Origin of the sequence: Halobacterium salinarum DSM 3754 (genome assembly GCF_008124605.1) — an archaeon.
Classification (GTDB): domain Archaea; phylum Halobacteriota; class Halobacteria; order Halobacteriales; family Halobacteriaceae; genus Halobacterium; species Halobacterium salinarum.
Genome location: NZ_VRYN01000001.1, coordinates 620488 through 647152, shown reverse-complemented (window position 1 = coordinate 647152; position 26665 = coordinate 620488). Strand labels below are relative to the sequence as shown.

Sequence of the window (26665 nt, the reverse complement as noted above, 5' to 3'; positions counted from 1 at the left end):
CCGCGCGACACCGGATGCGACTACAGTTCGTCTAGCGCAGCCTCCAACTCGTCGTACGCGGGGAACTCCGGCCACTGCTGGGCCACCCACGCGTACTCGACGGTGCCATCCGCGTCGATGACGACCGTCGCCGGACGGTGCTCGACGACACCCGCCATGCCGTCGGGGTCGTGCTCGACGCCGTACGCCTCGGCGACGCCCGCCTGCGGGTCGCTGAAGAGGCCGGTGAACTCCTGGATGCCGCGGTCCTCGATGGTGGTCTTGTGTTCGTACGGCGTCGAGATGGAGACGCCGACCACCTGGGCGCGCTCGTGGACGCCGCGCTCCCGCAGCTCGGAGTACATGTCCGTCGCGGGGAACGCGCCGTCCATCGGCGTGAACACCAGCACGACCGGGCCCTCCGCCAGCAGGTCCGCCAGCGCCACGTCCGCCCAGTACTCGTCGGTCACCAGCGGGCGGATGAAGTCGGGGGCGTCGTCGCCCGCCGCCACGTGGTCCACCGCCGGGAGGTCGACGACGTCGAAGTCCAGTTCCATCACTCCCCACCCCCGTAGGTGGCGTCGAGATACGCGACGATGTTCGCGCTCTCGGCCATCGCCACGCCGGTCTCGTCGTCCACGATGGCGGGCACGGTGCGCGCGCCGACGATGCGCTTGACGGCGTCGCGCTCGGAGTGCATCGGCTCCACGTACCGCGACTGATACGCCAGCCCGAGCTCCTCCAAGCGGTTCACGACGCGCTCGCAGAACGGACACGCCTGCAGCCGATACAGCGTGATGTGGGCGTCACTGTGCGGCGGCCGTGGTGGCGCTGCGGGAGCACTCATGTACGAGGTGTTCGGCGGAATCCCGGGTAAACGCTTCGCCCGCGGCGGCTGTCGCAGCTTCGGTCAGCAAAGAATTAAAAGGAGTGCGGAGTAAGACCACATCTGAATGGGCATCTCACCGCCTCTGACTGCTGTGTCGGCGTTCGGGACCGACGTTTCCGGAAACGCCTTCATCGGCGCCGGAGTCGCGACGCTGGCCGTCCTGATGGTACTGTCGGCGTTTTTCTCCTCCTCGGAGATCGCCATGTTCTCGATCCCGCGCCACCGCATTGACGCACTCGTTGAGGAGGGGCGTTCGGGCGCTGACGCAGTCGCAGCGCTGAAAAGCGATCCCCACCGGCTGCTCATCACCATCCTGGTCGGGAACAACCTCGTGAACATCGCGATGTCCTCGATCGCCACCGGCCTGTTCGCCACCTCCATGTCGCAGGGCAAGGCCGTGCTCGCGGCCACCTTCGGCGTCACCGCCCTCGTCTTGCTGTTCGGGGAGAGCGCGCCGAAGTCCTACGCCGTCGAGAACTCCGAATCCTGGGCGCTGTCCATCGCGAAACCCCTGCAGTGGAGCGAGCGATTCCTGTATCCGCTGGTCGTCCTGTTCGACTACCTCACGCGCGCGGTCAACCAGTTCACCGGCGGTCGGGCGGCCATCGAATCCAGCTACGTCACGCGCTCCGAGATCCAGGACATGATCAAGACCGGGGAGCGCGAGGGCGTCATCGAGGAGGACGAACGGGAGATGCTCCAGCGCATCTTCCGGTTCAACAACACCATCGCCAAGGAGGTCATGACGCCGCGCCTCGACGTCGTTGCGGTCTCGAAGACCGACACCATCGAGGCGGCCATCCAGACGTGTACGCAGGCCGGCCACGAGCGCGTGCCCGTCTACGACGGCGAACTCGACAACGTCATCGGCGTGGTCAGCCTCGAGGATCTCGTCCGCGAATCCCTCTACGGGGAGACCGAGGACGCCGAGCTAGACGACCTCATCGAGCCGACCCTCCACGTCCCCGAGTCCAAGAACGTCGACGACCTCCTCCAGGAGATGCAGGACGAACGCGTGCAGTTGGTCGTCGTCATCGACGAGTTCGGCACCACGGAGGGGCTGCTCACCGCCGAGGACATCACCGAGGAGATCGTCGGCGAGATCCTGGACGGCGGCGAGGACCTCCCGATCGACTCCGTCGACGAGGACACCGTCCGCGTGCGCGGCGAGGTGAACATCGAGGAGGTCAACGAGGCCCTGAACATCGACCTGCCGGAGGGCGAGGAGTTCGAAACCATCGCGGGGTTCATCTTCAACCGCGCCGGCCGGCTCGTCGAGGAGGGTGAGGCGTTCCGCTTCGAGGACATCGAACTCACCGTCGAGCACGTCGAGAACACGCGCATCATGAAGGCCCGCGTGCAGCGCCTCGACTCGGCGGCCGAGGCCGACGCCAACGCCGAAGTGTTGACCGCGGACTCCACCGGGAACGGCGCGTAGCGCGTTCCCACCGCCTACATGACCGCGCTGACGGCCGCGAACACGCCGTAGCTGGCTGCGAACGCGACCACCAGCGACGCCACCCACGCCAGCACCGTCACCGCCATCTTCCGGCCGCTGACGCCGCCACCGCCGCCGCCCGCGGCGGCGTACCCCGAGCCGATGATCGCGGAGACGATGATCTCGTTGAACGACACCGGGATGCCAAAGAACACCGCCGACTGCGCGATGGCGAAACTCGGGATGAGCGCGGCGATCGACCGCCGCGGCCCCAGCGAGGAGTAGTCCTGTGAGAGCGCCTTGATCATCCGCGGCGCGCCCGTCCAGGACCCAACGAGCAGTCCAACGCCACCACCCGACAACACGTACGGCAGGGGGATCTCACCGCCGATGAGCGGCAACAGCGGCCCCACAGCGAGGCCGACCTGACTCCCGCCGGCGGAGAACGCCACCAGCCCGCCCAGCGCCAGCAGGAAGTGGCGCTGCCCGCGGCTGGCGTTGCCCGCGCTGTCACAGTAGAGCGCGCCCGCGACCGCCGCCGCCACCGCCAGCGTCGCGGCCCCACGCCCCACCAGTGACGGCGTGCCGGCCACGCTCGCGAGCGACCACGCGATCGACCGTGCGGCGTCGGGGCCGCCGAGAAACGCGAACTCGATGTTGGCGGTGATCGCACCCACGCCGCCCGCAAGCGCCGGCACGAGCACGCGCTCGTGGGCGGTGTCCCGGAGGCTCCGCGCGGTCACGTACGCCGTGCCGCCGCCGACGAACGGCGTCAGCACCCACAGCGTCGCTATCTGCTGGTATTTCGGCCACGCCGGCCCACCCCCCATCGCCAGCCCGGTGCCGACAACCGCGCCCGTGACGGTGAACGCGGTCGCGATCGGGTATCCGGCGAACACGCCCGCCGCGACCAGCAGCGCCGCCGTCAACAGCGCTATCGTCGCCGCCAGCGGCGACAGCGGCATTCCCACGATGAGATCGCTGCCGACCGCCTCCGAGACGTTCGCACCCTGGAACACCGCGCCCGCGAGCCCGAGGATCCCGACGACGAACCCCGCACGCATCACCGTGATCGCGTTCGCGCCAACGGCTGGTGCAAACGGCGTCGATCCCGACGACCCGGCACCGATCGCCCACGCCATGAACAGGCTCGCTACCGCCGCCACCACGAACGTCGCTGCTTCAGCACCAACCATTCGTTAGTCACTATCCGCGCGGCGGTGCAAAGAGGCTGCCGGCACGCGTCGCCCAGCCGGGCTCAGTTCGTGGTCGATTTGGCGTCCTCGCGTTGTTTCGGCGGGTCGACGCCCTCGGCGGCCTCCGCGACGTCGGTTTCGCGTTCCGTGTCCACGTGCCAGCGGTCGAGCGCTTCGAACGACGAGAGGTGGTCTTGGACCGCCGACTTGAGGTCGTCGTCGTTGATGTTCACCTCGAAGACGAACTCCTCCTGGCTGCGGACGCGCTGGATGTTCGCGGACACCAACGCGTTGTCGAAGTAGTACGGCGCGATCCGCGTCATCACGTTCCGGTACACCGCGTCCTCGACTTTCCGGATGGCCTTCCGGCCGGCCGTGTCCGCCGCCCGCTTGACGTGGTCCAGGGACGACTGCCACTTCTCGACGGCGTCACCGCCGTCGCCGTCGCCGAGCTTCTCGTAGGACGCCGACAGCTGCTCGCCGGCCTTCTGTAGGTCCTCGTCGGCGGACGCGCCGGCCTTCTCGCCTTTGCCCTCCGCGACGCTGGCCTGATCGGCGGTCTTCTCGTTGACCTCGTCACCGATGCGCTCGTGTGACTTCGGCCGCCAGTCGTCCCACTCCGCGAACGCGTCCGCAAACGCCTCGTCGGCACCGGCTTCCCGCAGCGCGGTCGTGATGCGTTCGCCGTGTTCGACCACGTCGCCCCACGTGCCCCGCTGCTTGAACCCCGCGACGCTCTCCTCCATAGCTGCCCGATCTAGGCCCGCATCGCATAAACCTCTTGTCGATACCGGCGTGTCATAGTAGGTTTCAAGCCGACGCGCAGTCCCACCTCACGTATGACCATCGAGGACCGCGGCGACGCACACGTGATCACGCATTCGCTCGCCAAACACACCCTCTCCCGGCTCCGGGACACCACCACCGAGCAGGTGAGCTTCCGGAAGGGGCTGGTGAAACTCGGCCGCATCTCGGGCTACGAGATCATCGACGGCGCGATGGAGACGGAGTTCACGGCCTTCGAAACGCCGCTCACCGAGACGACCGGCGAGCGCGTCACCGGCCTGGACGACGTCGTCATCATCAACGTGCTCCGTGCGGCAACCCCGTTCGTCGAGGGGCTGCTGAAGGCGTTCCCGCGAGCGAAACAGGGCGTCATCAGCGCGGGCCGCGACGAGGACGCCGGCATGGACGCCGACGGCGAGTTCCCGATCACCGTCGACTACGTGAAACTCCCGGACATCTCGGAGGGCGACACCGTCATCGTCGCCGACCCGATGCTCGCCACCGGATCGACGATGTGTACCGTCCTCGACCACGTCACCGACGAGATGCCCGCTGCGGGCGTCGAGGACCTGTTCGTGCTGTCGGCCGTGAGCGCCCCGGACGGCCTGCTGCGGGTCGGCGACCAGTTCCCGGACGCGGACCTGCTGACGGTCGCCATCGACGACACGCTCACCGACGACGGCTACATCGTGCCCGGACTCGGGGACGCCGGCGACCGCGCGTTCCGCACGACCTGACGGCGGCCCCGCCACGTTCAAGACGCTCGCCCGCAAGGCAGCGCGTATGAGCGACGCCGACGCGGAGCCCTGTGATTGGTGTGGCGACGCGGTTGCGAACCCGTTATCGCGGACGGTTCGCGTCTCCGTCGACCGCTCCCAGATCGACAGCCAGCGCCTCTGTCCCGAGTGCTTCGCCGAATGGGTGGATCGCTACGAGACGGAGATGCGCGCCGACACCCGACACGACGACGCAGCCGCGGCGGCCGACGGCGAGGACGGCGGCACCGACATCATCGTCGACTGACCGCAGGGGGTTACTCGTCGGCGGCCGCCCCGGGGCGGTCGGTCTCCAGCACCGGGGCCGCCTCGTGGTGGTCGCTGTAGCCGTCGAACCAGGCAGCGATGCGCTCGATGCGGTCGACCACGTGGCCCGGATCACCGGACCGGGAGAGATCGTGGCCCTCGCCGGGATACCGAACCAGCCGGGTGTCAACGCCGTGTTTCTTCAGCAGCCGGTAGAACAGCTCCGCGGTGTTCGCCGGCGTCCGGTAGTCGGCCTCCGAGTGCACGAGCAGCGTGGGGGTGTCGACGGCGTCGGTGTGCGCCGCCGGGGACTGCGCCCACAGGAACGCGTTGTCCCGCACGGGGTCGGTGTCGAACTCGCCCTCAACGAGCGCGTAGGCGTCCGTCGTGCCGTAGAACCCCGTGAGGTCGTAGACGCCGCGCTGCGCGACCGCGCCGGCGAACGCGTCGGTGTGGCCGACCGCCCAGCCGGTCATGAACCCGCCGAAGCTCCCCCCCGTGATGAACGCGTTGTCGGCGTCCACGTAGTCGCGGTCGGTGACCGCCGCCACGCCGGCCATGACGTCCGCGAGCGTGACCGCGCCCCAGTCGCGTTCGACGGCGCGCAGCCACTCCTGGCCGTACCCCGTCGAGCCCCGGGGGTTACACCAGAACACCACGTACCCGCGGGCCGCAAGCGTCTGGAACTCGTGCCACATCGTTCCGGCGGTCGACCACATCAGGTGGGGGCCGCCGTGGACGTTCACGACCAGCGGATACGTCTCCTCGGGGTCGAACTCCGGGGGCGTGAGCACCCACCCCTGGATGTCGCCCGCGGGCCCATCGATCCACACCGACTCGGGCTTGGAGACGGCGCGCTCGTCGAGGTAGTCGCGGTTCGCGCGCGTCAGCGTGACCTCTTCACCACCCATCGGGGTCGCCGCCACGACCTCGCCGGGGTGGTCCCATTCGGACTGCACGACGGCCACCGCGTCCGCGGACACCGAGAACGCGTGGACGTGGCGGTCGCCGGCAAGCACCACGCGGTCGTCGCCGGTGTCGGCGGCCACCCGCCGCAGGACGTACCCGCCCTCGTCGGGCGTGCAGACGTACAGGTGCTCGCCGTCGGGTCCCCACTCCGGGGCGTGGCCCGCAGTCCGCTCGGCGACTGTGCGGTCGACGCCGTCCGTGAGGCGGTCGGTCGCCCCGGTGTCGCGGTCGAAGACCTCGACGGCCGTCTGCGTCAGCGTCGGGTCGTCGGCCGGCGTCGTCGTGTACGCGACCCGGGAGCCGTGGACGGCCAGCGTCGGCCCCATCCCCTCGACGGTCGTCACAACGGTGCTGTCAGCCGAATCCGCCGGCGTCGCGGCTTCGATCGCCCACTCCAGGCGGTCGTCGGCGTCCAGCCCGCGCCGGATCGGATAGTACAGCGTGCCGTCGTCGCCCCACGCAGGGCCGCCGCATTCGGCGACACCCGCGGTCACTCGGTCGACGCGCCCCGCAGCGAGGTCCGCGACGTACACGTGCCGGCGCGCGCCGTCCCGGTAGCTCGTGTGGCCGCGGTACATCTGCCGGTCGATCACGCGCGGATCGGGGGTGTCGCGCTCGTACTCGCCGTCGTGCTCGCGGTCCAGCTCCTCGGCTCGCTCCGCCGGCCGCACCGCCTGCAGGAACGCCACCCGGTCGCCGTCGGGTCCCCACGCGATGTTCGAGACGCCGCCGATCACGTCGGTGATTCGCGTTGCCTCCCCGCCGTCCACGGGCACCACCCACAGCTGGGGGCGACCCCCGCCAGCGTCGCCGCGGGTGGAGACGAACGCCAGCCGGTCCCCGGTGGGGCTCCACGCCGGCTCGGCGTCGGTGCCATCGGCGGCGGTGAAACGCCGCGAACCGCCACCGCCGACCGGCGTGATGTGGACTGACGCGGTCTCCTGGCCGGTGTCGCCGTCGCGCTCAGCGGTCGTTCGGACGTACGCCACGCGGTCGCCGGTCGGGGAGACCGCCGGCTGGCTGAGCCGCGCCAGCTCCCAGTAATCGCTGGCTTCGACTGGCTGCATAGTGGGGGGTCGCCCGGCGCTCGCAAAACGGTTCGGGTACCCCCCGTGGCTGTCTGCCGCCAGTCAGTCCCGTTGCTCGCGGTACGACGCGATGTGGTCGTCGTCGATGTGATCGAGCAGCCGGTGTGCTCCCGCTTCGGCGCGCTCCTCGATCGCGTCCGCGGACAGCGTCGCGTCGAACGTCCGATCGAGGTGCGCCGCCCGCAGCGCCGCGAACTCGTCGTCGTCGAGGTCGTGGTCGTCGCCGGCCTCGGCGGCGAACCACTCCCGCCAGCGGTCACGGTCGGCCCACTCCCCACTGAGATCCGACTCGCGGCGCTTCCAGTCGTAGTGTGGGGCTACGCCCTCGGGGTATCCCCGGGCGCGCTTTCGGTCCGCCAGCAGACAGCGCGCGACGTGCGCGCCGTTGCCCGCCGCGATCACGGCCTGTGCGCTGCGCTGGCCGCCCGGGGACGCGACGTAGAGGCCGTCGACGGGCGTGCGGCCGTCGGCGTCGGCGTACGCGTCGTCGAAGCGCTCGCGCGACTCGCCGTGGTGGTCGTGGGTTTCGAAGGCGCTGTCGCCGACGACCGGCCGCAGGTACGAGCCGTCGTACCACGCCGCGGCGAGCACGGTGTCGGTGTGCACCCGACGGCCGTCCTGCGTTTCGACGACGAACCCGGTGTTGTCGTCGCTCGGCCGGTCGACCGATTCGACGGTGTCCGCGATCAGGTCACAGCCCGCGGTTTCGGCGTGGTCGTGGAACAGCCCTCGCAGCGTCGGCACGTCGATCCCGCCCGGGAATCCGGGGTAGTTCTCGACGAACGCACAGCGCGGGAGCGCGGCGTTCCCGCGGTCGAAGACGACCGTATCGAGGCCGTAGCGCGCGGTGAACACGCCCGCAGCGCAGCCCGCGGGGCCGCCGCCGACGATGACGACATCACGGCGCTCGCCGTCCTGGGTGGGCATCGGTTCGGCCACGTCAGATCGCCCCCGCGACGATGTCCGCGACGCGCTGGCGGTCGAACAGCTCGCCGTCGTACCCGTAGAGGTCGCCAGCCAGTCGCTCGGTGAGCACGAGGGTTGTGATCGGGCCTTGATAGAGGCCGCCGCCGCGATACACGTCGCCGTTCTCGACAGCGGTGACGCGGCCCGCGGCCGCGTGGGATTGTAGCGGGGACACGACGGCGTCCTGGAACTCGGCTGCGGTCTTGTCCTCGTAGCCCCGCAGGAGCAACACCTCAGGGTCGATGTCGAGCAGCGTTTCGGCGTCGATGGCGGTCCGCGACCCGTGGAAGTCCGGCACGCCGCTCGCCGCAACGGCGTCCCGGACGCCCAGATCGCGGACGTGCTTGAATCCGGTCCCGCCGCCAATGGTGTAGGGGTAGAACTCAGTGGGGGCGTCCCCGACCCCCCAGACCACGGCGGTGGCGGGACAGTCGGCCGGCGCGGGAACGACCGATTCGAGCGTCGACTGGGCGTCGGCGTGCAGCGCCCTGATCGCCTCGTAGCGGTCTCGGCGCTTGAACGCCGCCGCAAGCCGTTCGAGCGCGCCAAGCAGCGAGTAGTAGCGGTAGTCGTCGTGCCACTCGTAGTGGTGGGCGTAGCTGCAGTTCCCGAAAAACGGGGCGATCCGGGATCCGATGTCCTCGATGTCCGCCTGGGAGATGTTCTCTGTGCGGTGTTCGAGGAAGTTCGGGTCGATCACGTGGATGTCGGCGTCGAGGTTGTAGAAGCGCTCGGGGTTGACGCCGTCCTGGTACAGCGACACCATGTCGCTGTCGTCGACGCTGACGCCGGGGATGTCGTCGTAGTAGTGGGTGTGGTATCTGTCCGTGAGCGTGACCGCGGCCGGCGGATCGAGGCCGAGCGCGACGCCCATATCCGCCCAACTGCCGTTGCTCGTGACCCAGCGTTGGGGCACGCCGTCGAACGCGACATCCCCGACGGGCGCGATCGAGGCGGTGTACGTGTTCTCGGCGCCGCGTTCGTCGGTGTTGTCGGGGCTGCGCGCACAGCCCGCGAGCAGCCCGACGGTTGTGAGGCTCGTGGTTGTGGCGAGGAACTGTCTGCGCGTTCGCATGGGTTTAGGCCAGCCTAAAACTACTTGTGCGCTTCGGTTTTCCGCCGGCGCTACGCGATCTCCGCCCGGCCGCTCGTCGCGTCCGCGATGCGCTCCCGGAGCGCGTCGGCGTCGGCCACAGCCACCGTCACCTCGAACGTCACGTCGGCCTCGTAGTCGGCGTCGAACGAACACTCAGCGCTCTCCAGAATCCCCCGCACGGTGCCCGAATCATCGTATGCAACCGTCACCACGAACCGCGCCTGCGGGCGCTGGGTGACCACGCCGGCCGCATCCACGGCGTCCTTGACCGCCGTCGAATACGCCCGCGCCAACCCCCCAACGCCCAGGTTCGTCCCCCCGTAATAGCGCGTGACGACACCCACCACGTTCTCGACGTCGCGCTGCTGGACGACGTTCAACGCCGGCTTCCCGGCGGACCCAGTCGGCTCGCCGTCGTCGCTCTGGTACTCCCGCAACAGATGCCCACCGCCCGGGCCACCACCGGTCACGCGCACCCGATACCACGGCACGTTGTGGGTGGCATCCGCGTGGCGCTCCCGGACCTCCTGGATGAACGCCTCGGCCGCCGCAACGGTGTTTGCCGGCCCCGCATACCCGATGAACTCAGACCCCCGGACCTCGAAGCTGTCCCGCCCCGAGCCCGCAAGCGTGCGGTAGGCGTCGGTCACACGCGCTCGTTGGTTGAGCAGGGGGTTGCCGCTTGCGGTTCTGCCCACAAGGGTTATGCATTCGTCGGCGCAAACCCGGGACAGATGGTTGCGTTGACGACCGGCGACCTGTTGTTCACGCTCTCCCGACTCACCCCCTCGCTCCCGGGCCAGCTCGCCGGACTCACTGACCTCGAACTGCTGTACGCCGCCGCCAGCGCCCTGCTCTCGCTTTCCGGCATCGCGATGGTCGCGTTCGCCGCCAACGCGTTCCTCCAAACCGAACGCCGGGAAATGCTGTACCTCGCGTTGGGGTTCTGTGTCGTCGTTGCGGCCGCGATCGCCACCACCGTTTCGGCGTTCGCACAGGACTTCGAGAACGCCATCCTCCTGCTCACGGTGAACTACGCGCTGACAACGGTCGGCTACGTGTTCATCCTGGCGAGTGTGCTCTTCCGGGATTAGGACAGCTCCACCGATCGCACCGCCGACATCTCCGCCAGCGCCGTGAACACCGCCCCCGGCAACTCCTCGTCGGTCACGACGTACAGCCGCGGTTCGTCGGTGAACTCCGGGTCCTCGCTGATCGTCTGCCGGATCGGGATCCCGTGGTCGGCCAGCAGTCCCGTCACCGCGGCCACGATCCCCGGCTCGTCGGCGTCCTGAACGGCCACCGTCACCACGTGCAGGTCAAGCACGGGTGCCAGATCCATCAGGCTCGGGATCTGACTGATGTTCTGGAAGATGCGCGTCAGCTCGCCGTCATCGAGGATCGCCTCCGTCGTGGAATCGACCACCCGCCGGTCGACGCCCGCCTCCTGGGCGACCTGCGTGTACGGGATCTCGATCCCCCCGGAGACCACGCGGCCGCCGTCGTTCACCGAGAACCCGCGTTCGAGCAACAGCCGAATCACCGCCTGCTGTCCGGGACTCCCCTCGAACTTCTGCATGATCTCGTCGAACATTATGGTCCAAGCCAGGTGGACGCGCCTGAAAACCGTTCGCGTCCCAGTCACCCCGCCAGCCGGTGTCCGGCCACCCAACCCAACACCGAGCAGGCTTTTGGGGCTGCCAGCCACAGCCAGGAACGTATGCGTCAAGTAGACACCTGTGACTTCTGTGGCGACGCCCCGGATGGGGTCTTCGAGGTCGTCCCCGCGGCCAACCCCAGCGGTCCGGTGCGGCTCGCGCTCTGTGACGGCTGCAAAACCACGCTGGAGACGGTCACCGACCCGCTCCGTGGTGCCGACGACCACGACGGGGCGGCCACGGACACCGACCACTCCGGCTCCGACCCGGCCGCCGATTCTCCCGCCGCCCCGCCGACGTCCCCGCAAGCCGCCAGCAGCGACGCCACGGGCATCACCATCGAGGACTCCACCGACGACGCCGCCGCTTCGCGGCCCGACGGCTACGCCCAAGTCCTGCGGCTGCTGGAGAACCGCGACGACGACATGCCACGCGGCGACCTGCGCGCGCTCGCGACGAACGCCTACGGGCTGACTGCGGACTCCTTCCAGACCGCCGTCGACGCCGCCATCGAGAACGGCGACGTGGCCGCCGACGGCGACGGACTGCGCCGCACCTAGCCCGACTCCCACGCCAGCGCCGCCCCGCTCAGAGGTCGCCCTTCGTCGAGGGCGTCTCCCCCGCCCGGCGCTGGTCGATGCGGGTCGCGTCGTCCAACGCCCGCCCGACCCCCTTGAACAGCGCCTCGATCTCGTGGTGGGCGTTCTCGCCGTCGACCCCGCAGTGCAGCGTGACCGCGGCGTGCGTCGCGAACGTCCGCCAGAAGTGCGCCGCCATCCGGCTCGTCAGCCCGCCGACCGTCGGCTGGCTGAACCCACCGTCGAACTCGTAGACGGCGCGCCCCGACACGTCCACGACCACGGACGCCACCGCCTCGTCCAGGGGCACCCGGCGGTCGGCGAACCGCTGGATGCCGCGCTTCTCGCCGACCGCCTCGCTGAACGCCGCCCCGAGCGCGATCCCCACGTCCTCGACGGTGTGGTGGTCGTCAACGTCGAGATCGCCGTCACAGCGCACGGTCACGTCGAACAGCCCGTGTTTCGCGAACGCCGCCAGCATGTGATCGAAGAACCCGATCCCGGTGTCGACGGTGTGCTCGCCGTCGCCGTCGAGGTCCAGCGTGACCGCCACGTCGGTTTCGGCCGTCTCCCGCGTCACTGCGGCTGTCCGGTCTGTCATCACCGCGGTAGTGGCGCGCCGCCCACATGGTCGTTGTGCTCCCGGCGGCGCTCAGTCCTCGACGGCCGCCTGCGCGTCCGCAAGCGTGAAATTCCCCTCGTAGAGCGCGGTCCCGACGACTGCGCCGGCCGCCCCCGCGGCTTTGAGTGCGCGCACGTCGTCGACAGTGGCAACGCCGCCGCTGGCGATCACCGGGATGTCGACGCTGTCAACGAGGTCTCGAACGGGGTCGGTTCGCACGCCCTCCTGTTTCCCCTCCACGTCCACGTCGGTGAACAGGATGCCCGCCGCCCCCAGGTCGGCGTACCGCTGGGCGGCCGCCACCGGGTCCATGCCGGTGCCCTCGGTCCAGCCTTCCACGACCACCTCGCCGTCCTTGGCGTCCAGGCTCACGAGCACGCCGTCGCTGTACGCGGCCGCGATCTCCCCGACGATGTCCGGGGTCTCGATGGCGGCGGTGCCGAGGATGACACGGTCGACGCCCCGGTCGAGCAGGGCCGTGGCGTCCTCGGCGCTCCGAATGCCGCCACCGACCTGCACTGACACGTCGGTCGCGTCGAGGATGTCCTCGACGGCGCTGGCGTTCGCGCGCGCCCCCTCGAAGGCGCCGTCCAAGTCCACGAGGTGCAACGCCTCGGCGCCCGCGGCCACCCAGTCGGTCGCGGCGTCCACGGGGTCGCCGTACGTGCGCTCGGTCCCACGCTCCCCCTGCACGAGCTGCACCACCTGTCCGTCCTGCATGTCGACGGCCGGCAGCACCGTGAACGACTCGAATGTCATACCCCCACCATGGGCTGCCGTGGATAAAACCCCTCGTTGACGCCGCGGGCAGCGTCGTGATGGCGGTCACACCCGGGCTTTCGTGGCAGTACGCTGGCCCGAACAGCAACTACTATGCGTTCGGAAGCCGAACTCTGCAGTGATGCCGACGGTAGAATACCTCAACTACGAAACGCTGGACGACCAGGGCTGGGACATGGACGACGACGACCTCTTCGAGAAGGCCGCCGACGCCGGTCTCGACGGCGAAGACTACGGCACGATGGAGGTCGCGGAGGGCGAGTACATCCTCGAAGCCGCTGAAGCGCAGGGCTACGACTGGCCGTTCTCGTGTCGCGCCGGTGCCTGTGCGAACTGCGCGTCCATCGTCAAGGAGGGCGAAATCGACATGGACATGCAGCAGATCCTCAGCGACGAGGAAGTCGAGGAGAAGGACGTGCGCCTGACCTGCATCGGCTCGCCCGCAGCCGACGAGGTCAAGATCGTCTACAACGCCAAGCACCTCGACTACCTGCAGAACCGCGTCATCTGAACTGGCCCCGCGCCCGGTCTGGGACAGCCCGTGACGCGCCGCTAGCTCACCCGATTCTTCGCGCACACGCCACGCAGCCCCGGCTCCGCCAGCCTGCCTGCCGCGCCGGCCCACTACTGGCCGCCCTGTGCGTTCCGCCTCGGCGCATTCTCTCGTTGTGAAACTACTCCCTTTACACTAAACCACCCAACCGAGAAGCCGGTGGCAATGTCGCGCACCCTGCGGTTATCCGCCATTCGACCGTCGTGGCTGCCGGCCGGCCTCGACGCCCGCCGCCTCGTGCTGTTCTGGAGCGCTGTTGCCGGCGTGCTGGTTCCCGTCTACTTTCTCGTGCTCGCGGACGTTTCGCACCTCGCCTGGGACTACCGCGCCTACCACGCGGCCGCGGAAGCCGCGCTCCACGGCGACCCGTTCGTCGGCATCGAAACCGGGCTGCCGGGCGTCTCATACGTCTACCCACCGGTCGCGGTCGCGCTGTTCGTGCCCCAAGCGGCCGCCGGCGGCTGGCAGACCGCGTTCGCGATCCAGTCGGCGTGCAACGTCGCAGCGGCGCTGGGGCTTGCAGCCCTGGCAGTTCACACCATCGAAGCCCGGCGCGGCCGACTCGACGACATCGACCGGCTGCTCGTCGTTGGGTTCTGCGTCGCCAGCGCGCCAGTCCTGTCCGCGCTCGGCCTGGGGCAGGTCGACACCCTGATCGCGCTCGCGCTCGCCGGCACGTTCGTCGCGCTCGAACGCGACCACCAGGGGATCGCCGGCGTCGTCATCGCCGCCGCCGCCCTGGTAAAGGTGTTCCCGGTCGTCCTCGGACTGTGGCTCGTGTTCCGGCGGGCCTGGCACGCGATCGGGGTCGCGGTGGCCACGGCGACCGGCGCGCTCGTGGCCGGCGGGCTCTGGTTCGGGGTCGACGCCTACATCCGGTACGTCCACGTGCTGGCCGCCCGCAGCCGGGTGTCTGAGTTCGCCGGCACCGTCTCCCCGGATTTCTTCGCGATGTCGCTGTACCGCCCGCTCTCGCAGCTCCTGGGCACCGTCGACCCCCGGCTGTACGGCCCGCTGGCACTCCTGGCGGTCGCACCCGCGGTGTGGTTCGTCGCTCGCCGGGAGCACACCCTCACCGACCGACTGACGACGTACCTCGCCGTCGTCGCGGGCATGCTGCTTGTCTCACCCGCGTCGAACGCCCTCTACGTGATGTACGCCTACTTCCCGCTGGTGTGCCTGCTGTACCTCGATCCCGGCGGCCGCGAGCGCTGGCTGCTGCTCGCAGGCACCGCCGCCATGGCGTTCCCCGTCCAGCCCGCCCACGTCGCGGCCGGCCTGGCGTCACTCGGCGCACCGTCGACAGCCAGCCACGCCGTCCTCGCTGTCGTCGCCCCCGTCTTGTCCGTTGCCTCCGTTCCCCTCCTCGGCCTTTCGGCGGTACTCGTGTGGTGTACCATCCACACCGCGGGCCGCCACGTTCCACTCACCACCGCCCACACCCCAGCCAGTGGCGACTGACCGGCCGCCGGTGGTGTTCGTGGCCGGGCTACGACTGCCAGTCGAACGCCGTCGACAAGTCGTGTGGGAGGTGCCCCGATGACTCCCGGGCGCGATCCAGGTACGCCCGCAGATCCGGCCTGAACGCGGGGGCGGCGCACTCGATGATCGCCTCGGCGCGCGCGACGGGTGGCTTCCCGCGCAGGTCCGCGACGCCGTGCTCGGTCACCACCACGTCGGTGTCGTGTTCGGTGTGGTCGACGTGGCTCGCCAGCGGCACGACCGTCGACACGTCCCCGCCGGCCGCGGTCGCGGGCAGCGCCACCACAGTGAGGTGGGCGTTCCGATTGAAATCGACGCTGCCGCCGATGCCGTTGATGAGCCGCGCCCCCGCGACGTGTGTGGAGTTGACGTGTCCGTAGAGATCCACGCCGACCGCGCTGTTGACCGCGACCACCCCGAACCGGTCGATCAGCGACGGCGCGTTCGAGACGTTCGACGGGCGGAGCACCACGTCCTCGGCGTACCGCTCGGGCGCGTCGAACACGCGATCCTGCCCGTCCACTGAGAGCGCCAGCGAGGTCGCGCTCGCCACCGCCAGGTCGCCGTCCGCAAGCAGGTCCAACAGGCCGTCCTGGATCACCTCGCCGTAATACCGCAGCTCACCGTCGGCGAGCGACGACCCCGACAGCGCGCCCATCAACGCGTTCCCGAGGCTGCCGACGCCGAACTGGAGCGTCGGTGCCGCTCCGATCACCGGATCACGGTCGACGGCGCGCTCCAACACGGTCAAGACGTTGTCGGCGATGCGGCGGTCAGTCGCCGTCGGATCGCGGAACTCGTAGGGATCATCACGGCGGTCCGTGCGCACGACCGCGCGCAGCTTCTCGGGGTCGAATCGCACGGCCGACTCGCCCACCCGCTCGCCCGGCGCGGACACCGCCAGCGGCCCCCGGTCGGGCGGCGGGTCACGCACCACCACGTCGTGGAACGCCGACAGCCCCATCGGCTGGGCGTCGTTGACCTCCACCACCACCTCGTCGGCCGCCCGCACGTACGCCGGCGTCTGCCCCACGGACGTCGAGGGGATCAGCCACCCCGGCCCGACCGCCACCGCCTCCACGACCGCCACGTCGGGGTCCACCAGCCGCCCGAACCGCACCTCGTCGCTCAGCCCGGCGATCCCGCGATCCGCGAACGCCAACTCCCGGTCGTTCGCGGCCGTCCGCGCGGCCGTCGTCGCCTGATACGGGTACCGCCGCGCGACGCCGCCCGCCGCCACGAGATCGGTGTCCAGTGGGTCGCCGACGCTCCCCCCGGAGACGACGGTGAGCGCGAGGTCGCGGCCGTCGCGCGCGGCCGCGGCCAGCGCCCGTGGCACCGCCTTCGGGTCGCCGACGCTCCCGAACCCAGACACCGCGAGCGTCGCGTCGTCGGCGATGCCGGCCGCCACGGTGGTGGCGTCTTTGACCGGACAGTCGCCGTTCACGCGCCCCGCCACGCCGGCCGTCCGCGGTGCTGTCATCGTGACTCCCCGTCCGGGACCGTGCGCTCGGCGTCCGGTTGCGTGCCGACCCCCGCGGGCCATCCCGGTGGCCGGGCGGCCGACGGGTCCGCGGCCCCACGCTTGCGCACCATCGGCGTGCGCTCCAGGGACAACACCAACTCGCCGTCCTGGGTGTACGTCCGCAGCTCCGTGGTCACCATCCCGACGTGGGGCCGGGACTCCGATTCGCGCTTGCTGAGCACCTCGCTCTCGGCGAACAGCGTGTCGCCGTGGAACACCGGCGCGTGGTGTTGGATGTCGTCGTACCCGAGGTTCGCGGTCGCGTTCGCGGACACGTCAACCACGCTCATCCCCACCGAGAGCGCGATCACGAACAGCCCGTTCACGAGGCGTTCGTCGAACTCGGTTCCGGACGCGTACGCCGCGTTGAAATGCATCGGGTTCGCGTTCATCGTGAGATTCGTGAACCACACGTTGTCGGTTTCCGTGACCGTCCGGCCGTAGGGGTGTTTGTACACGTCGCCGACCGCGAAATCCTCGTAGAACCGCCCCTGCCAGCCCGCCCGGAGCTGGACGGTCGTGTCGGTTGCTGTGCGCTGCTCGGCCGTTCCCGTAGACGGGTTCGTCGTGTCCTGTGGCATCGTTGTGGCTGTGTGTCGGTGTTCGGTTGGCGATTCCCCGAGTCCGCCCGCAGGCCGCCTATGCCGCGTCACCAGGACCCACTGCCGCCCGGTGACGCGCGAGCGTGCGTCGCATCTCGTTGCTGACCGCCGCGTACCCCGCGTCGAACCCCATGCCGGGCTTCGCAAGCACCTGTGCGGCGTCGGTCGCCAACGCGACGTGCGCGCACCGCCGCGCCGACACCGTCGTCTCGTTGCACGTCCCGCCGACGTACGCCCGGGTGTCGGTGCCCGCGCAGTATCTGGCTGCCCGCCCACTCTCCAAGAGGCCGCCCACGTCCGGGGTCTTCACTTGGACGACGTCCGCCGCGCCGGCGTCCACGAACGCCTCGACGTCCGCGCGGCTGTCACACCACTCGTCGGCGACGATGTCGACGGCCACGCCGGCGTCCGCGAGGCCGTCCCGGAGCTCCGCCATCGCGTCGATCTGCGCCTCGCGGCTCCCGGCGTCCATCGGCCCCTCGACCTGCAGCGGGTACGGGGCGGCCGCCGCCCGCAGCTCGCGGACGTACCCCGTGACCGCCGCGCGGTCGTACGGCGGCCCGAACAGCTCCCCGAGCATCCCGTACACGTCGACGTGGAACCGCGGCCGATAGCCGTCGCCGCCCAGGGTGGCGGCGCGCTCGGACAGCCAGTCGAGGTACTCGACGAGTCGGACGCCGTCGGGGCCGACCGCCTCGACGCTGTTGAACAGCCCGTGGGGCAACACGCCGACCCGCTTCAGCAGCATCGCCTCCGCGCCGCGGCGGCGCTGCTCGCCGGACTGCCCGAACACGGGCACCGGCTCCGTCGCCGGCTCAGTACCCAGGGCGTCCGCGAGGACCCGCGTCTGCGTGGTCGCGCGCGCGGCGCTGGCGGCGGCCACCAGCGCCTGCGAGACGCCGTACCGGACCGCGGTGTGCAGCCCTCGCTCGTCGGCGAGTGACTCGACGACCGCCGCGTTGTCCGCGACACACGCCGCATCCCGGCCCACGAGCGCCTCGGCCACCGCGCCCTCCACGACGGCCCTGTGGTCGGCCGCCCGGAACAGCGGATCACGGTCACCCGCGCCGGAATACTGGACGGCCGCGCAGTCCCCGCGCACCCGCCGCCCGTCGCTCAACACCACCTCGACCACGAGCGCCTCCCCGGGTTCGCGGATGCGCTCGTAGCCGTCCGTCCGCGGGCTGCCCGCGTACGCCATCCCGTCGGCGTCAGCACCGGCGGTGATCGCGGCCTGGTCGTCGAAGAAAAACCCCGCGACCCCCGGCGTCGCGGTGACGCGTTCGATCCGCATCAGTCGTCCCCCGGGCGGCCGATGAGCCTCCCATCGCTGACCGCCGACACGTCGTCGGCCACCATCCGGAACGAGAGCTCCCGGCCTTCGGTGTCCGCGCGGCGGTCCAGTCGCGCGCGGTGGATTCGCTTCGTCTCGTCGTCCAGCGCCACCGCCCCGAACTTCAGCAGGCGAACCCGGCCGTCGTCGTCGCGGGCCGGGAGCACGTCACCCGCCGCCGCGTCGCTGGGCGGGAACGGGATGTCAAGCGTCCCCGCGTCGAACGCCCGCACCGTGCCACGCGCGATGTCGCCGTCGCCGGCCTCGTACACCGCATCGAGCAGTGATCGCACCGACCGCTCGATCAACGCCTGCTCCCTGTCGACGCCGTCCAGCGTGATCGACTGCTCGTCGAGCATCCGCAGCACCTGCTCGGTCGTGCGCAGGCCCGCCGCGTTCGATTCCGCCGTCGGCACGCCCACCGCCTCCTGGGGGGATTTGGTGATGACCTTCGTGGGTTCGACGAGCGCAGCGGTCGCGCCGGCCAACCCGATGACGCCGTGGGCCCGCGCCTCGTCGCGCGGGAACCCCCCCATCCACTGGTGGAGCACTGTCGTGACGGTCACCGAGTCGGGCAGGTACTCGGCCCCGATGGCCGCCATCGCGCGCACCGCAGCGACGTCTTGGACGAGGTTGCCGACCTGGCCGTACCCCAGCGTGACGCTGCGGACGCCCTGGGTTGCCGCCAGCAGCCCCTCGATGGTGACGATCGCGATGGCGATCGACGGCGGGACGAGCGTCCCTGTGAGGGGGCCGAACGGCTCGCGGTTGATCGTGACCCCGCGCTCCGTGTACGCCCCACAGAGCCGGTCGACGTACTGCCAGTACTCGATGGTCGTCTCTAGATCGTAGGCACTCGTGTACGGGAGGTTGTACGTGATCGGCCCGCCCTCGAAGCTCTGGAACCCGCCCGCAAGCGTGACCGCCGCCAGCAGGCGCGCGTCGGGAGTGCCGTGTCTGACCTGCACGGGCGCGTCGACCCGGCGCACGACCTCGCGGCAGCCGTCAACGCCGTGGTTGACGGCGGGAAAGCCGTTGAGCTCGCTGCTGTCGGTCTCCCGGGAGCGCGCCAGCCCCTCGGCGGCCTTCTCGTAGGCGTTGTCCCGGGTGTACGAGTCGATGGTGGTCGGCAGGAGGTCCGCGCCGCCTTCCTCGTCGAGGTGCTGGAGCAACTCGACGTGCTCGTCGAGGCGGGGCACGCCGGCGCGGGGCTGGCACAACACCGCCTCGGCGTTCTCAAGCACCGCCGCGAACCGCTTGTGGGGCGGCAGTGACTCGTGGAACGCCACGGCGTCCGCGAAGTCCACGGCCGCCCTCGATACCCAGTCGCCGGTTATCCGGTCCGTGATGGCCTCCAGTTCGGTGTCGGTGAGTCGCTTGTCTTCGATCATCGGGGGTTACGCGCCGAGGGTGGTGGTTGTCGGGCTGCGTTCGTCCACGTCCAGTTCCGTCTTGACCGCATCGACGACCGCCTCGAAGCCGGTTTGGGCGCTGAACACCCTGTCGAAGCCCATCTCCTCGAAGCGCTGTTTGACCGTCTCGAAGTCGGTCTGGCCGACCGCGAGGTTCCCGCCCACGACAGTCGTCGCGTCCACGCCCGCCGCCGCCAACTGATCGTGGAGCCCCGCACAGTCCTGCTGGGCGTGACCGTACAGCGAGGACACCAACACCGCGTCGGCGTCGTGGTCAGCGGCCGCCGTCGCGAACTCCGTTTTGGCCGTCTGTGCGCCGAGGTTGTGGACGGTGAACCCAGCCTCCCGCAACGCGTGATCCAGCAGCGTGATGCCGACCGCGTGGGCGTCTGAACCGATCGTTCCGAGGACGACGGTTGGATCTGTGGCGCTCATTGTTCGTTAGTAGTCGAAACAGACATCGACAATAAACGTATTGGCGATTACAGGGATCTGAAACAACGACGCTGTGCGGGCCGATCCGGGCTGTCGGGGGAGCATCCGTGTCGAACGCTCCGCCCCCATCCTTCATAAAAGTTCATTACTTATTCGCGCGGTGTCCACACAGCCCGGCCGACCACGTGCAAAACAGCTAAGCAACCGTAGGTCCCTCACCCGGTAGTGGTCGACGCCTCGATACCGGATCTCCTCCGGCTCGTTGCAGTGCCAGCGCTCGGCTGGGCCGCCGTCCGCGACATACACACGCGCCGCGTCTCGAACACCCTCTGGGGGCCACTGGCGCTCCTCGGCGTGCTCCTCCTGCTGTGGGACGGCTTCGTCGCACTCGGCATCCCCGGCGGGCTCACGCCGTTCGCCATCCGAACCGCGTTCAGCCTCCTGTTCGTCATCCCGCTGGCGTACGGCTTCTGGTATATCGGCGGCTTCGGCGGCGCGGACGCCCGCGCGTTCATGGTGCTCGCCGTCCTCTTCCCCACCTACCCCGCCTACGAGTTCGCGGGCTACGCACTCCCCGGTGTCTCCACCACGCTCGGCGTCTTCTCGCTGACCGTCCTCACGAACACGGTGCTGTTCGCACTCGCGTACCCGCTCGTGCTCGGCGCTCGGAACGCCCTCACCGGGAACGTCTCCGTGGTCATGTTCGTCGGCCGGCGGGTCGCCGCCGACGACCTCGCCACGGTCCACGGCAGCCTGCTGGAATCCTCGGCCGGCGGGTTCACGCGCAGCGGCCTCGACCTGGACGCCCTCCGGATGTATCTCCGATGGCGTGACTGCACGCTCGCGGACCTCCGCTCGGACCCCGGCCTCCGACACCCGGACACGCTCCCCGATACCCCCGGCGACCCGACCGACGGCGCAGTCGCCACCGACGGCAGCGGCGACCCCTGGGGTGCCGCCGCGTTCCTCGCGGACATCGACCACTCCGCGTACGGCACCACCCCAGCCCAGCTCCGCGACGGCCTCGACCTCATCACCGACCACGACGACGTCTGGGTCACCCCCGGCGTCCCGTTCCTCCTGCCGCTGTTCGCCGGCCTCGTCGTCGCGCTCACGTTCGGCGACGTGCTGTTCTACGTGCTGGACGCTCTGGGGTTCGCGGCGGCCTGACCCGGCACGCACAACCACTAACCCCCGGGGAACCCAGTCGCCAGTATGGAGGAGTTCGACGTCGACCTCGACTTCGGCGGTGCCGGCCACACCGACGACGGCGACGGCCTCGTCGCCGTGATCGCCCAGGACGCCGACAGCCGCGACGTACTCATGCTCGCGTACGCCACCCGCGAGGCGGTCGCGAAAACCGCCACCACCGGGCGGGCGCACTACTACTCGCGGTCCCGCGACGAACTCTGGGAGAAAGGCGCAACCAGCGGCAACACCCAATCCGTCGACGAGATCCGCGTCGACTGCGACGGCGACGCCCTGCTGTATCTCGTCGCCCAGACCGGCGGCGCCTGCCACACCGGCCACGAATCCTGCTTCCACCGCACGCTCGACGGCGACACCGTCGGCGACCAGGTCTTCGACCCGGACGACGCGTACTGAGCCGCCGATCCGGCGTTACTCCGCGCTCGCGGCGTCACCGAGCACGTCGGCCGCCCGCGACAGTGCGTCGTCGAGGCGCTCCGCGTCCGGTCCCCCGCCCTGCGCGAAGTCCGGCGGCCCACCGCCACCGCCCCCCACCATAGCCGCGAGTTCGCCGACGACCTCGCCGGCGTTCACGGGCACACCGTCGGGGACGCCCACGACGAACTGCGCGCCGTCGGCACCGGAGCCGACGACCGCGACCTGTCCGCCGTCGACCAGCGCGTTCGCGGTCGCTTGCAACTCGTCCATGTCGCCGTCCACGCGCTGCACGACGGCCGTCGTGCCGGCGACGTCGACCTCTTCGCCGGCACCGCCGCCGGACGCCCGCGCCTCCGCGAGCTGCTCTTTGAGGTCGTCGATGGTCTTCCCGCGGTCCTTCCACTCGGTGAAAAACCGCTCGGCAGTCTCCGGGACCTCCGTCGGCGTCACATCGAGCACCTCGGCGGCCGCCCGCAGATCGTCTTCCTGCCCCTGCACGTGCTCGACGGCGGCCGCCCCCGCAGCGAACGTCAGCCGCTCGACGCCGTCCTGCACGCGCTCGGCGTTCAGGATCTTGATCGACCCGATCTCACCAGTGCGAGCCACGTGGGTCCCCCCGCAGGCCTGCACGTCGTCGTCGACGTGCACGAGCCGGATCTGCTCTCCCGCCGGGATGCCGCCCTGATAGAGGTCGAACCCGTACTCCGCCTCGGCCTCGTGGCGATCGGGCCACTCGCACTGCACGCTCGTGTTCGCGCGCACGATCTCGTTCGCCACGCGCTCGATCTCCTTGACGGTCTCCCTGTCCACGCGCTCGTAGTGCGTGACGTCGATGCGCGAGGAGTCGACGCCCTTCTGCGCGCCGGCCTGCCGGACGTGCTCGCCCAGCACCTGCCGGGCGGCGTACACCACAATATGCGTCGCCGTGTGGTGGGCCATCAGCCGGCGGCGGCGCTCGGTGTCGATCTGCCCGCGCACGAACTCCCCCTTCCCGGGGTTGTCGGTGGTGCGATGCAACACCACGCCGTCGCGCTCCTGGACGTCGATCACGTCCACGGTGTGGTCGTCACCGGTCAACACGCCCGTGTCCGCCGGCTGCCCGCCGCCCTCCGGGTAGAACATCGTCTGATCGAGCACCACGTCGAAGGCGGCGTCGCCGTCCTCGCCCTCCCGCTCGAAGACGTCGAGGACAACGGCCTCGAACTCAGACCCGTACGCGTCGTCGTAGTACAGCGTCTCCGTCTCGGGCAGATCCGCTAGCCGGTCGTCGCCGCCGCCGTCGCCGCCCGCCGCCCCGCCGTCGCCGTCGTCGTGGCGGGCCGCCACCAGCGAATAGAAGTCGTCGGGCGCGTCGACGGTCGCCCCGACGTCGGCGGCGATGTCGGCGACCATCCCCGGCTGGATGCCGTGTGAGTCGTACAGCTCGATCAGCTCGTCGGTCGGAATCGGCTCCCCGCGGTCGGCGTACTCCTCGGCCAACTGCTCGACGCGACGCCCCCCACGTTCGAGGGTCTCCCCGTACTTCTCGACCTCCGACCGCACGATGCTCCGGATCGTGTCGCGGTTCTCGTACCCCAGCCGGTCGGCCTGCATGTCGACGAGCTCGTCGAGGGGTACGTCGGCACCGATGTCATCCACCAAGCGCTTGGTGCGGCGCAGCACCATCCGCGCCAGATAGCCCGTGCCGACGTTCGACGGCACGATCCCGTCGCCGAACATGTACGCCAACACCCGGGAGTGGTCGGCGATCGCGTAGATGTCCTCCAGGGGCGCCACAAGCTCGGTGAGGCGCTCGGCGTCGACACCCAGCTCGGCCGCGATCCCGGCGCGCGCGTCCTCGATGTCGGCCACCTCGTCGATATCGAGGTTCCCCGCGTGCTTCGACGCACGGTGCACGAGTTCGGCCTCCTCGTCGGTGTGCTCGATGCCCGCCTGCTCTTTGAGGAAGTCGATGGTGTCGGGGTAGACCGCCTCGTAGACGGTCGGCGTGCCCTGGCTCATCCACGTCCAGCGCTCGACGCCGTAGCCGGTGTCCACGACGCGGCGGTCCATCTCCGCGTACGTGTGCCCGTCTTTCATCTCGTACTCGCCGTCCGGATCCCGTTCGAGGCTCATGAACACCAGCGTCGCCAACTCCAAGCCCCGATAGATGACCTCGAACGCCGCGCCGGCGTTCCCGCCGCCGACCCAGGGATCCTCGATGAACGTCACCTCGTCCAGGGATACCCCCACGTCAGCCAGCAACCCCTCGCAGTGCTCGACGGCCGTGTCCTTCCAGTACACCTCCCCGTCGTAGGCGTAGTCGGTGCCCTCGTCGGCGTTGAACGCGTGATGGCCCAGCATCTCGAACGCCATCGTGTGCCGCCCGGTCTTCCCCACGTTGTCGATGTCCTGCATCCGAATGCAGGGCTGGCTCACCACCAGCGGGTTCGCCGGTGGCGGCGACGCCCCGCTCGTGACGTGGGGCTGGAAGTCATAGATCGACGCCTGGGTCAACAGCACGTCGTCGCGCCACCGGTTCGCCGCCACCGGATACGGGTCGATGCTGTCGTGGCCCGCGCGCTCGAAGTACGACACCATCGCCGACCGCATCTCGGTCAGCGAGTACGACGCATCGAAGCCGGGGTTGTCGATGAACTGGTAGTCCTCGCAGGGCGGCTCACCGCACGTCTCGCGGTCGCCGTCGCGCGTCCAGAAGTGCGCGCCACACGACACGCATTCCCGGCGGTGAAACCCCTCCTCCTCGAAGTATTCGAGGCGGTAGGCAGATTCGAGGTCGCTCATTGGACGTAGGTGGCCGGCGAGCGAGTAAAACAGTTCCGGGAGCGCTACCGCACCCCACGCGCTACTCGCTCAGCCCAGCCAACTCGACGAACTCGTCGTAGGGCTTCGCGCCGGTGAACGACGTGGTGACGACGCCGTCGGCAGCCACCACGAACCCGGGCGTCGACTTGATCCCGGCGTTCTTCGCGGCGGTTTCGTCCTGGGAGACCTGCGCGCTCTGCGTGCGCTCGGCGGCCGCCGTCCGGACCGCCTCGGGGTCCTCGATGTCGGTCTCCGACGCCAGGTACGATTTGATGGCTTCGCCGGGATCGTCGGCGACCTGGTCGGGGTTGCTGTACACCCACTCGCGGAGCGCCCAGAACGCGTCCGCGTTTCGCTCGTAGGTCTCCTCGAAGGCGTGCACAGCGCCTGTCGCCCACGGCGCGACGAACGCCATGTTCCGGTAGACGTACGACAGCGACCCCGGCTCGATGAAGTTCGCGTTCAGCTTCGGGAACACGTCCGCCTCGAAGTCCTGGCAGTGCGGACACGACGGATCGGAGAACACCACCACCGTGGTGTCGGCCGACAGCGGGTCCGGGCCGAGCACGGGCTGGGCGTCCAGCCCCGCCGCCGCCGGGTGGTCGGCCAGCGACGCTGCGTCGCCGGTCGTCTCGGCGTCCGTGGAACTGGACGCCTGGCTGTCGCCGCCGCCGTCGTTCGAGAGACAGCCGGCAAGCGACAGGCTCGCCGCCGCTGCCGTCGCCGTGAGCACGCGCCGTCTGTGTGGCATGGCCTGCGTTTCGGTGTCGCCGGTCAAATACCCCGTGGAATCAAACCCCGCCCCCACTGCTAAGCCGCTGGCTCGCGTACCGACGGGCATGGGCCGCATGATCGACGGTGACTGGCGCACTGAGGCGGACATGAACGAACACAGCGACGACGGTGCCTTCGAGCGCGACACCACCAGCTTCCGGAACTGGGTCGGCGACGACGTACCCCCGGCGGCCGGGCGCTACCACCTCTACGTCTCCTACGCCTGCCCGTGGGCCCACCGCACGCTCCTCGTGCGCGCGCTCTTGGGCCTCGAAGACGCGATCTCGGTCAGCGTCGTCGACCCCGTGCGCTACGATCAGGGCTGGACGTTCGACCCCGAAAAACCCGGCTGCACGCCCGACCACGTCTTCGGCGGCACCCACCTCCGGGACGTCTACACCGAAGCCGACCCCGAATACACGGGCCGCGTCACGGTGCCCGTGCTGTACGACACGGACGCGGACACCATCGTGAACAACGAAAGCGAGGAAATCATGCGGATGCTGGACGTGGCCTTCGACGACCACGCCACACGCGACGTGGACCTCTACCCCGAGGGCTACCGGGACGAGGTGGACCGCCTCATCGAGGACATCTACGACCCCATCAACAACGGCGTCTACCGCGCCGGCTTCGCGGACAGCCAGCGCGCGTACGACAACGCCGTCGACGACCTCTTCGAGGCGCTCGCGCACTACGACGACGTGCTCGCGGAGCAGCGCTACCTCGCCGGCGACGTGCTCACGGAGGCCGACGTGGCGATGTTCACGACCCTGTACCGCTTCGACGAGGTCTACCACACGCACTTCAAGTGCAACCGCAAGCGCATCAGCGACCACGACAACCTCTGGCCGTACCTTCGGGAGCTCTGCCAGCTCCCCGGCGTCGCGGACACCCTCTACATGGAGCACGTCAAGCAGCACTACTACCGCAGCCACGGCCACCTCAACCCCAAGCGCCTCGTCCCGACGGGCCCGAACCCGGCGTTCTTCGCGCCCCACGACCGCGACCAGTTGCCGGGCGGGCCGCCCGCCGCGCTCAACCAGTAGCC

The 26665-nt window shown here is 69.8% G+C and carries 28 protein-coding genes; 10 read left to right on the top strand and 18 right to left on the bottom strand.

All coding sequences use genetic code 11. The features are described from left to right. Positions 1–20: 20 nt before the first annotated feature. Both APQ99_RS03440 and APQ99_RS03435 read right to left on the bottom strand, forming a co-directional pair. Complete coding sequence (locus tag APQ99_RS03440) at positions 21–536, bottom strand: peroxiredoxin family protein (protein WP_136361613.1); 516 nt, start codon at positions 534–536, stop codon at positions 21–23. Beyond that, a complete protein-coding gene (locus APQ99_RS03435) occupies positions 536–826 on the bottom strand; it encodes a glutaredoxin family protein (RefSeq protein ID WP_010903722.1) in 291 nt (96 codons plus the stop codon). Before APQ99_RS03435 ends, APQ99_RS03440 begins: the two co-directional genes overlap by 1 nt. 106 nt (positions 827–932) lie before the next feature. Here APQ99_RS03435 and APQ99_RS03430 point away from each other — a divergent pair, with 106 nt between their 5' ends. Continuing rightward, entirely contained in the window at positions 933–2306 is a 1374-nt protein-coding gene (locus APQ99_RS03430; RefSeq protein WP_010903721.1) for a hemolysin family protein, read from the top strand. Positions 2307–2320: 14 nt separating this feature from the next. Here APQ99_RS03430 and APQ99_RS03425 read toward each other — a convergent pair whose 3' ends face one another. Together APQ99_RS03425 and APQ99_RS03420 are read right to left on the bottom strand one after the other, a co-directional pair. Continuing rightward, positions 2321–3502, bottom strand: a complete 1182-nt coding sequence (locus APQ99_RS03425; RefSeq protein WP_136361612.1) for an inorganic phosphate transporter — start codon at positions 3500–3502, stop codon at positions 2321–2323. 62 nt (positions 3503–3564) lie between these two features. Then, on the bottom strand, positions 3565–4248 hold the full coding sequence (locus tag APQ99_RS03420) for a DUF5828 family protein (protein ID WP_010903719.1): 684 nt from the start codon (positions 4246–4248) through the stop codon (positions 3565–3567). A gap of 93 nt (positions 4249–4341) precedes the next feature. Here APQ99_RS03420 and upp point away from each other — a divergent pair, with 93 nt between their 5' ends. Both upp and APQ99_RS03410 read left to right on the top strand, forming a co-directional pair. Beyond that, on the top strand, positions 4342–5025 hold the full coding sequence (gene upp, locus APQ99_RS03415) for a uracil phosphoribosyltransferase (protein ID WP_010903718.1): 684 nt from the start codon (positions 4342–4344) through the stop codon (positions 5023–5025). 46 nt (positions 5026–5071) lie between these two features. Continuing rightward, positions 5072–5311, top strand: a complete 240-nt coding sequence (locus APQ99_RS03410; RefSeq protein WP_136361611.1) for a DUF7569 family protein — start codon at positions 5072–5074, stop codon at positions 5309–5311. Between the two features lie 10 nt (positions 5312–5321). On the opposite strand, the gene APQ99_RS03405 is transcribed toward APQ99_RS03410, so the two are convergent. From APQ99_RS03405 to APQ99_RS03390, 4 genes are all read right to left on the bottom strand, one after another. Continuing rightward, positions 5322–7346 (bottom strand): dipeptidyl-peptidase 5, encoded by a 2025-nt coding sequence (locus tag APQ99_RS03405; RefSeq protein ID WP_136361610.1) that lies wholly within the window; start codon positions 7344–7346, stop codon positions 5322–5324. A 63-nt stretch (positions 7347–7409) separates the two neighbouring features. Further along, the gene (locus APQ99_RS03400; RefSeq protein ID WP_136361609.1) at positions 7410–8294 is read right to left on the bottom strand and encodes an FAD-dependent monooxygenase; all 885 of its coding nucleotides are present in this window, start codon (positions 8292–8294) and stop codon (positions 7410–7412) included. Positions 8295–8307: 13 nt separating this feature from the next. Continuing rightward, entirely contained in the window at positions 8308–9408 is a 1101-nt protein-coding gene (locus APQ99_RS03395) for an ABC transporter substrate-binding protein (RefSeq protein ID WP_136361608.1), read from the bottom strand. A 50-nt stretch (positions 9409–9458) separates the two neighbouring features. After that, positions 9459–10079: an IMPACT family protein gene (locus tag APQ99_RS03390; RefSeq protein WP_136361607.1), complete on the bottom strand. Its 621-nt coding sequence runs from the start codon at positions 10077–10079 to the stop codon at positions 9459–9461. A gap of 84 nt (positions 10080–10163) precedes the next feature. On the opposite strand from APQ99_RS03390, the gene APQ99_RS03385 reads away from it, so the two are divergent. After that, a complete protein-coding gene (locus APQ99_RS03385; RefSeq protein ID WP_136361606.1) occupies positions 10164–10523 on the top strand; it encodes a hypothetical protein in 360 nt (119 codons plus the stop codon). Here the strand turns inward: APQ99_RS03385 and APQ99_RS03380 are convergent. Further along, entirely contained in the window at positions 10520–11023 is a 504-nt protein-coding gene (locus APQ99_RS03380) for an amino acid-binding protein (protein WP_012289478.1), read from the bottom strand. The genes APQ99_RS03385 and APQ99_RS03380 overlap by 4 nt on opposite strands. 126 nt (positions 11024–11149) lie before the next feature. Between APQ99_RS03380 and APQ99_RS03375 the strand changes: the two genes are divergently transcribed. Then, positions 11150–11647, top strand: coding sequence for a hypothetical protein (locus tag APQ99_RS03375; protein WP_010903710.1), 498 nt, complete (start codon positions 11150–11152; stop codon positions 11645–11647). A 28-nt stretch (positions 11648–11675) separates the two neighbouring features. Here the strand turns inward: APQ99_RS03375 and hisB are convergent, their stop codons facing one another. Both hisB and hisA read right to left on the bottom strand, forming a co-directional pair. Further along, the gene (gene hisB / locus APQ99_RS03370) at positions 11676–12266 is read right to left on the bottom strand and encodes an imidazoleglycerol-phosphate dehydratase HisB (RefSeq protein ID WP_136361605.1); all 591 of its coding nucleotides are present in this window, start codon (positions 12264–12266) and stop codon (positions 11676–11678) included. 51 nt (positions 12267–12317) lie between these two features. After that, positions 12318–13046 (bottom strand): 1-(5-phosphoribosyl)-5-[(5-phosphoribosylamino)methylideneamino]imidazole-4-carboxamide isomerase, encoded by a 729-nt coding sequence (gene hisA / locus APQ99_RS03365; protein ID WP_136361604.1) that lies wholly within the window; start codon positions 13044–13046, stop codon positions 12318–12320. A gap of 142 nt (positions 13047–13188) precedes the next feature. Here hisA and fer2 point away from each other — a divergent pair, with 142 nt between their 5' ends. Both fer2 and APQ99_RS03355 read left to right on the top strand, forming a co-directional pair. Continuing rightward, positions 13189–13578: a ferredoxin Fer2 gene (gene fer2 / locus APQ99_RS03360; protein ID WP_010903707.1), complete on the top strand. Its 390-nt coding sequence runs from the start codon at positions 13189–13191 to the stop codon at positions 13576–13578. 207 nt (positions 13579–13785) lie between these two features. Beyond that, positions 13786–15081, top strand: coding sequence for a glycosyltransferase family 87 protein (locus APQ99_RS03355; RefSeq protein ID WP_136361603.1), 1296 nt, complete (start codon positions 13786–13788; stop codon positions 15079–15081). Positions 15082–15109: 28 nt separating this feature from the next. Here APQ99_RS03355 and APQ99_RS03350 read toward each other — a convergent pair whose 3' ends face one another. Genes APQ99_RS03350 through mamA form a run of 5 tightly spaced genes read right to left on the bottom strand, consistent with a single transcriptional unit; the run spans position 15110 to position 20409 of the window. After that, complete coding sequence (locus APQ99_RS03350) at positions 15110–16585, bottom strand: acetyl-CoA hydrolase/transferase family protein (RefSeq protein ID WP_136361602.1); 1476 nt, start codon at positions 16583–16585, stop codon at positions 15110–15112. Further along, entirely contained in the window at positions 16582–17208 is a 627-nt protein-coding gene (locus APQ99_RS03345; protein ID WP_010903704.1) for a MaoC family dehydratase, read from the bottom strand. Before APQ99_RS03345 ends, APQ99_RS03350 begins: the two co-directional genes overlap by 4 nt. A gap of 58 nt (positions 17209–17266) precedes the next feature. After that, entirely contained in the window at positions 17267–18523 is a 1257-nt protein-coding gene (locus tag APQ99_RS03340; RefSeq protein ID WP_136361601.1) for a methylaspartate ammonia-lyase, read from the bottom strand. Then, complete coding sequence (locus APQ99_RS03335; protein WP_136361600.1) at positions 18523–19953, bottom strand: methylaspartate mutase subunit E; 1431 nt, start codon at positions 19951–19953, stop codon at positions 18523–18525. Before APQ99_RS03335 ends, APQ99_RS03340 begins: the two co-directional genes overlap by 1 nt. 6 nt (positions 19954–19959) lie before the next feature. Further along, on the bottom strand, positions 19960–20409 hold the full coding sequence (gene mamA / locus APQ99_RS03330; RefSeq protein WP_010903701.1) for a methylaspartate mutase subunit S: 450 nt from the start codon (positions 20407–20409) through the stop codon (positions 19960–19962). A 225-nt stretch (positions 20410–20634) separates the two neighbouring features. On the opposite strand from mamA, the gene APQ99_RS03325 reads away from it, so the two are divergent. Both APQ99_RS03325 and hisI read left to right on the top strand, forming a co-directional pair. Continuing rightward, positions 20635–21579, top strand: a complete 945-nt coding sequence (locus APQ99_RS03325; RefSeq protein WP_012289477.1) for a prepilin peptidase — start codon at positions 20635–20637, stop codon at positions 21577–21579. A 45-nt stretch (positions 21580–21624) separates the two neighbouring features. After that, a complete protein-coding gene (gene hisI / locus APQ99_RS03320; protein WP_136361599.1) occupies positions 21625–22014 on the top strand; it encodes a phosphoribosyl-AMP cyclohydrolase in 390 nt (129 codons plus the stop codon). A gap of 15 nt (positions 22015–22029) precedes the next feature. Here hisI and alaS read toward each other — a convergent pair whose 3' ends face one another. Together alaS and APQ99_RS03310 are read right to left on the bottom strand one after the other, a co-directional pair. After that, a complete protein-coding gene (gene alaS / locus APQ99_RS03315; RefSeq protein ID WP_136361598.1) occupies positions 22030–24819 on the bottom strand; it encodes an alanine--tRNA ligase in 2790 nt (929 codons plus the stop codon). Positions 24820–24880: 61 nt separating this feature from the next. Further along, complete coding sequence (locus tag APQ99_RS03310) at positions 24881–25591, bottom strand: DsbA family protein (protein ID WP_244288997.1); 711 nt, start codon at positions 25589–25591, stop codon at positions 24881–24883. An 88-nt stretch (positions 25592–25679) separates the two neighbouring features. Here APQ99_RS03310 and APQ99_RS03305 point away from each other — a divergent pair, with 88 nt between their 5' ends. Further along, a complete protein-coding gene (locus APQ99_RS03305; protein WP_136361596.1) occupies positions 25680–26663 on the top strand; it encodes a glutathione S-transferase family protein in 984 nt (327 codons plus the stop codon). The last annotated feature ends 2 nt before the right edge of the window (positions 26664–26665 follow it).

Coding starts and splice junctions, on each gene's coding strand:
- APQ99_RS03440 (WP_136361613.1), bottom strand. CDS start 536: ATGGAACTGGACTTCGACGTCGTCGACCTCCCGGCGGTGGACCACGTG.
- APQ99_RS03435 (WP_010903722.1), bottom strand. CDS start 826: ATGAGTGCTCCCGCAGCGCCACCACGGCCGCCGCACAGTGACGCCCAC.
- APQ99_RS03430 (WP_010903721.1), top strand. CDS start 933: ATGGGCATCTCACCGCCTCTGACTGCTGTGTCGGCGTTCGGGACCGAC.
- APQ99_RS03425 (WP_136361612.1), bottom strand. CDS start 3,502: ATGGTTGGTGCTGAAGCAGCGACGTTCGTGGTGGCGGCGGTAGCGAGC.
- APQ99_RS03420 (WP_010903719.1), bottom strand. CDS start 4,248: ATGGAGGAGAGCGTCGCGGGGTTCAAGCAGCGGGGCACGTGGGGCGAC.
- upp (WP_010903718.1), top strand. CDS start 4,342: ATGACCATCGAGGACCGCGGCGACGCACACGTGATCACGCATTCGCTC.
- APQ99_RS03410 (WP_136361611.1), top strand. CDS start 5,072: ATGAGCGACGCCGACGCGGAGCCCTGTGATTGGTGTGGCGACGCGGTT.
- APQ99_RS03405 (WP_136361610.1), bottom strand. CDS start 7,346: ATGCAGCCAGTCGAAGCCAGCGATTACTGGGAGCTGGCGCGGCTCAGC.
- APQ99_RS03400 (WP_136361609.1), bottom strand. CDS start 8,294: ATGCCCACCCAGGACGGCGAGCGCCGTGATGTCGTCATCGTCGGCGGC.
- APQ99_RS03395 (WP_136361608.1), bottom strand. CDS start 9,408: ATGCGAACGCGCAGACAGTTCCTCGCCACAACCACGAGCCTCACAACC.
- APQ99_RS03385 (WP_136361606.1), top strand. CDS start 10,164: ATGGTTGCGTTGACGACCGGCGACCTGTTGTTCACGCTCTCCCGACTC.
- APQ99_RS03380 (WP_012289478.1), bottom strand. CDS start 11,023: ATGTTCGACGAGATCATGCAGAAGTTCGAGGGGAGTCCCGGACAGCAG.
- APQ99_RS03375 (WP_010903710.1), top strand. CDS start 11,150: ATGCGTCAAGTAGACACCTGTGACTTCTGTGGCGACGCCCCGGATGGG.
- hisB (WP_136361605.1), bottom strand. CDS start 12,266: ATGACAGACCGGACAGCCGCAGTGACGCGGGAGACGGCCGAAACCGAC.
- hisA (WP_136361604.1), bottom strand. CDS start 13,046: ATGACATTCGAGTCGTTCACGGTGCTGCCGGCCGTCGACATGCAGGAC.
- fer2 (WP_010903707.1), top strand. CDS start 13,189: ATGCCGACGGTAGAATACCTCAACTACGAAACGCTGGACGACCAGGGC.
- APQ99_RS03355 (WP_136361603.1), top strand. CDS start 13,786: ATGTCGCGCACCCTGCGGTTATCCGCCATTCGACCGTCGTGGCTGCCG.
- APQ99_RS03350 (WP_136361602.1), bottom strand. CDS start 16,585: ATGACAGCACCGCGGACGGCCGGCGTGGCGGGGCGCGTGAACGGCGAC.
- APQ99_RS03345 (WP_010903704.1), bottom strand. CDS start 17,208: ATGCCACAGGACACGACGAACCCGTCTACGGGAACGGCCGAGCAGCGC.
- APQ99_RS03340 (WP_136361601.1), bottom strand. CDS start 18,523: ATGCGGATCGAACGCGTCACCGCGACGCCGGGGGTCGCGGGGTTTTTC.
- APQ99_RS03335 (WP_136361600.1), bottom strand. CDS start 19,953: ATGATCGAAGACAAGCGACTCACCGACACCGAACTGGAGGCCATCACG.
- mamA (WP_010903701.1), bottom strand. CDS start 20,409: ATGAGCGCCACAGATCCAACCGTCGTCCTCGGAACGATCGGTTCAGAC.
- hisI (WP_136361599.1), top strand. CDS start 21,625: ATGGAGGAGTTCGACGTCGACCTCGACTTCGGCGGTGCCGGCCACACC.
- alaS (WP_136361598.1), bottom strand. CDS start 24,819: ATGAGCGACCTCGAATCTGCCTACCGCCTCGAATACTTCGAGGAGGAG.
- APQ99_RS03310 (WP_244288997.1), bottom strand. CDS start 25,591: ATGCCACACAGACGGCGCGTGCTCACGGCGACGGCAGCGGCGGCGAGC.
- APQ99_RS03305 (WP_136361596.1), top strand. CDS start 25,680: ATGGGCCGCATGATCGACGGTGACTGGCGCACTGAGGCGGACATGAAC.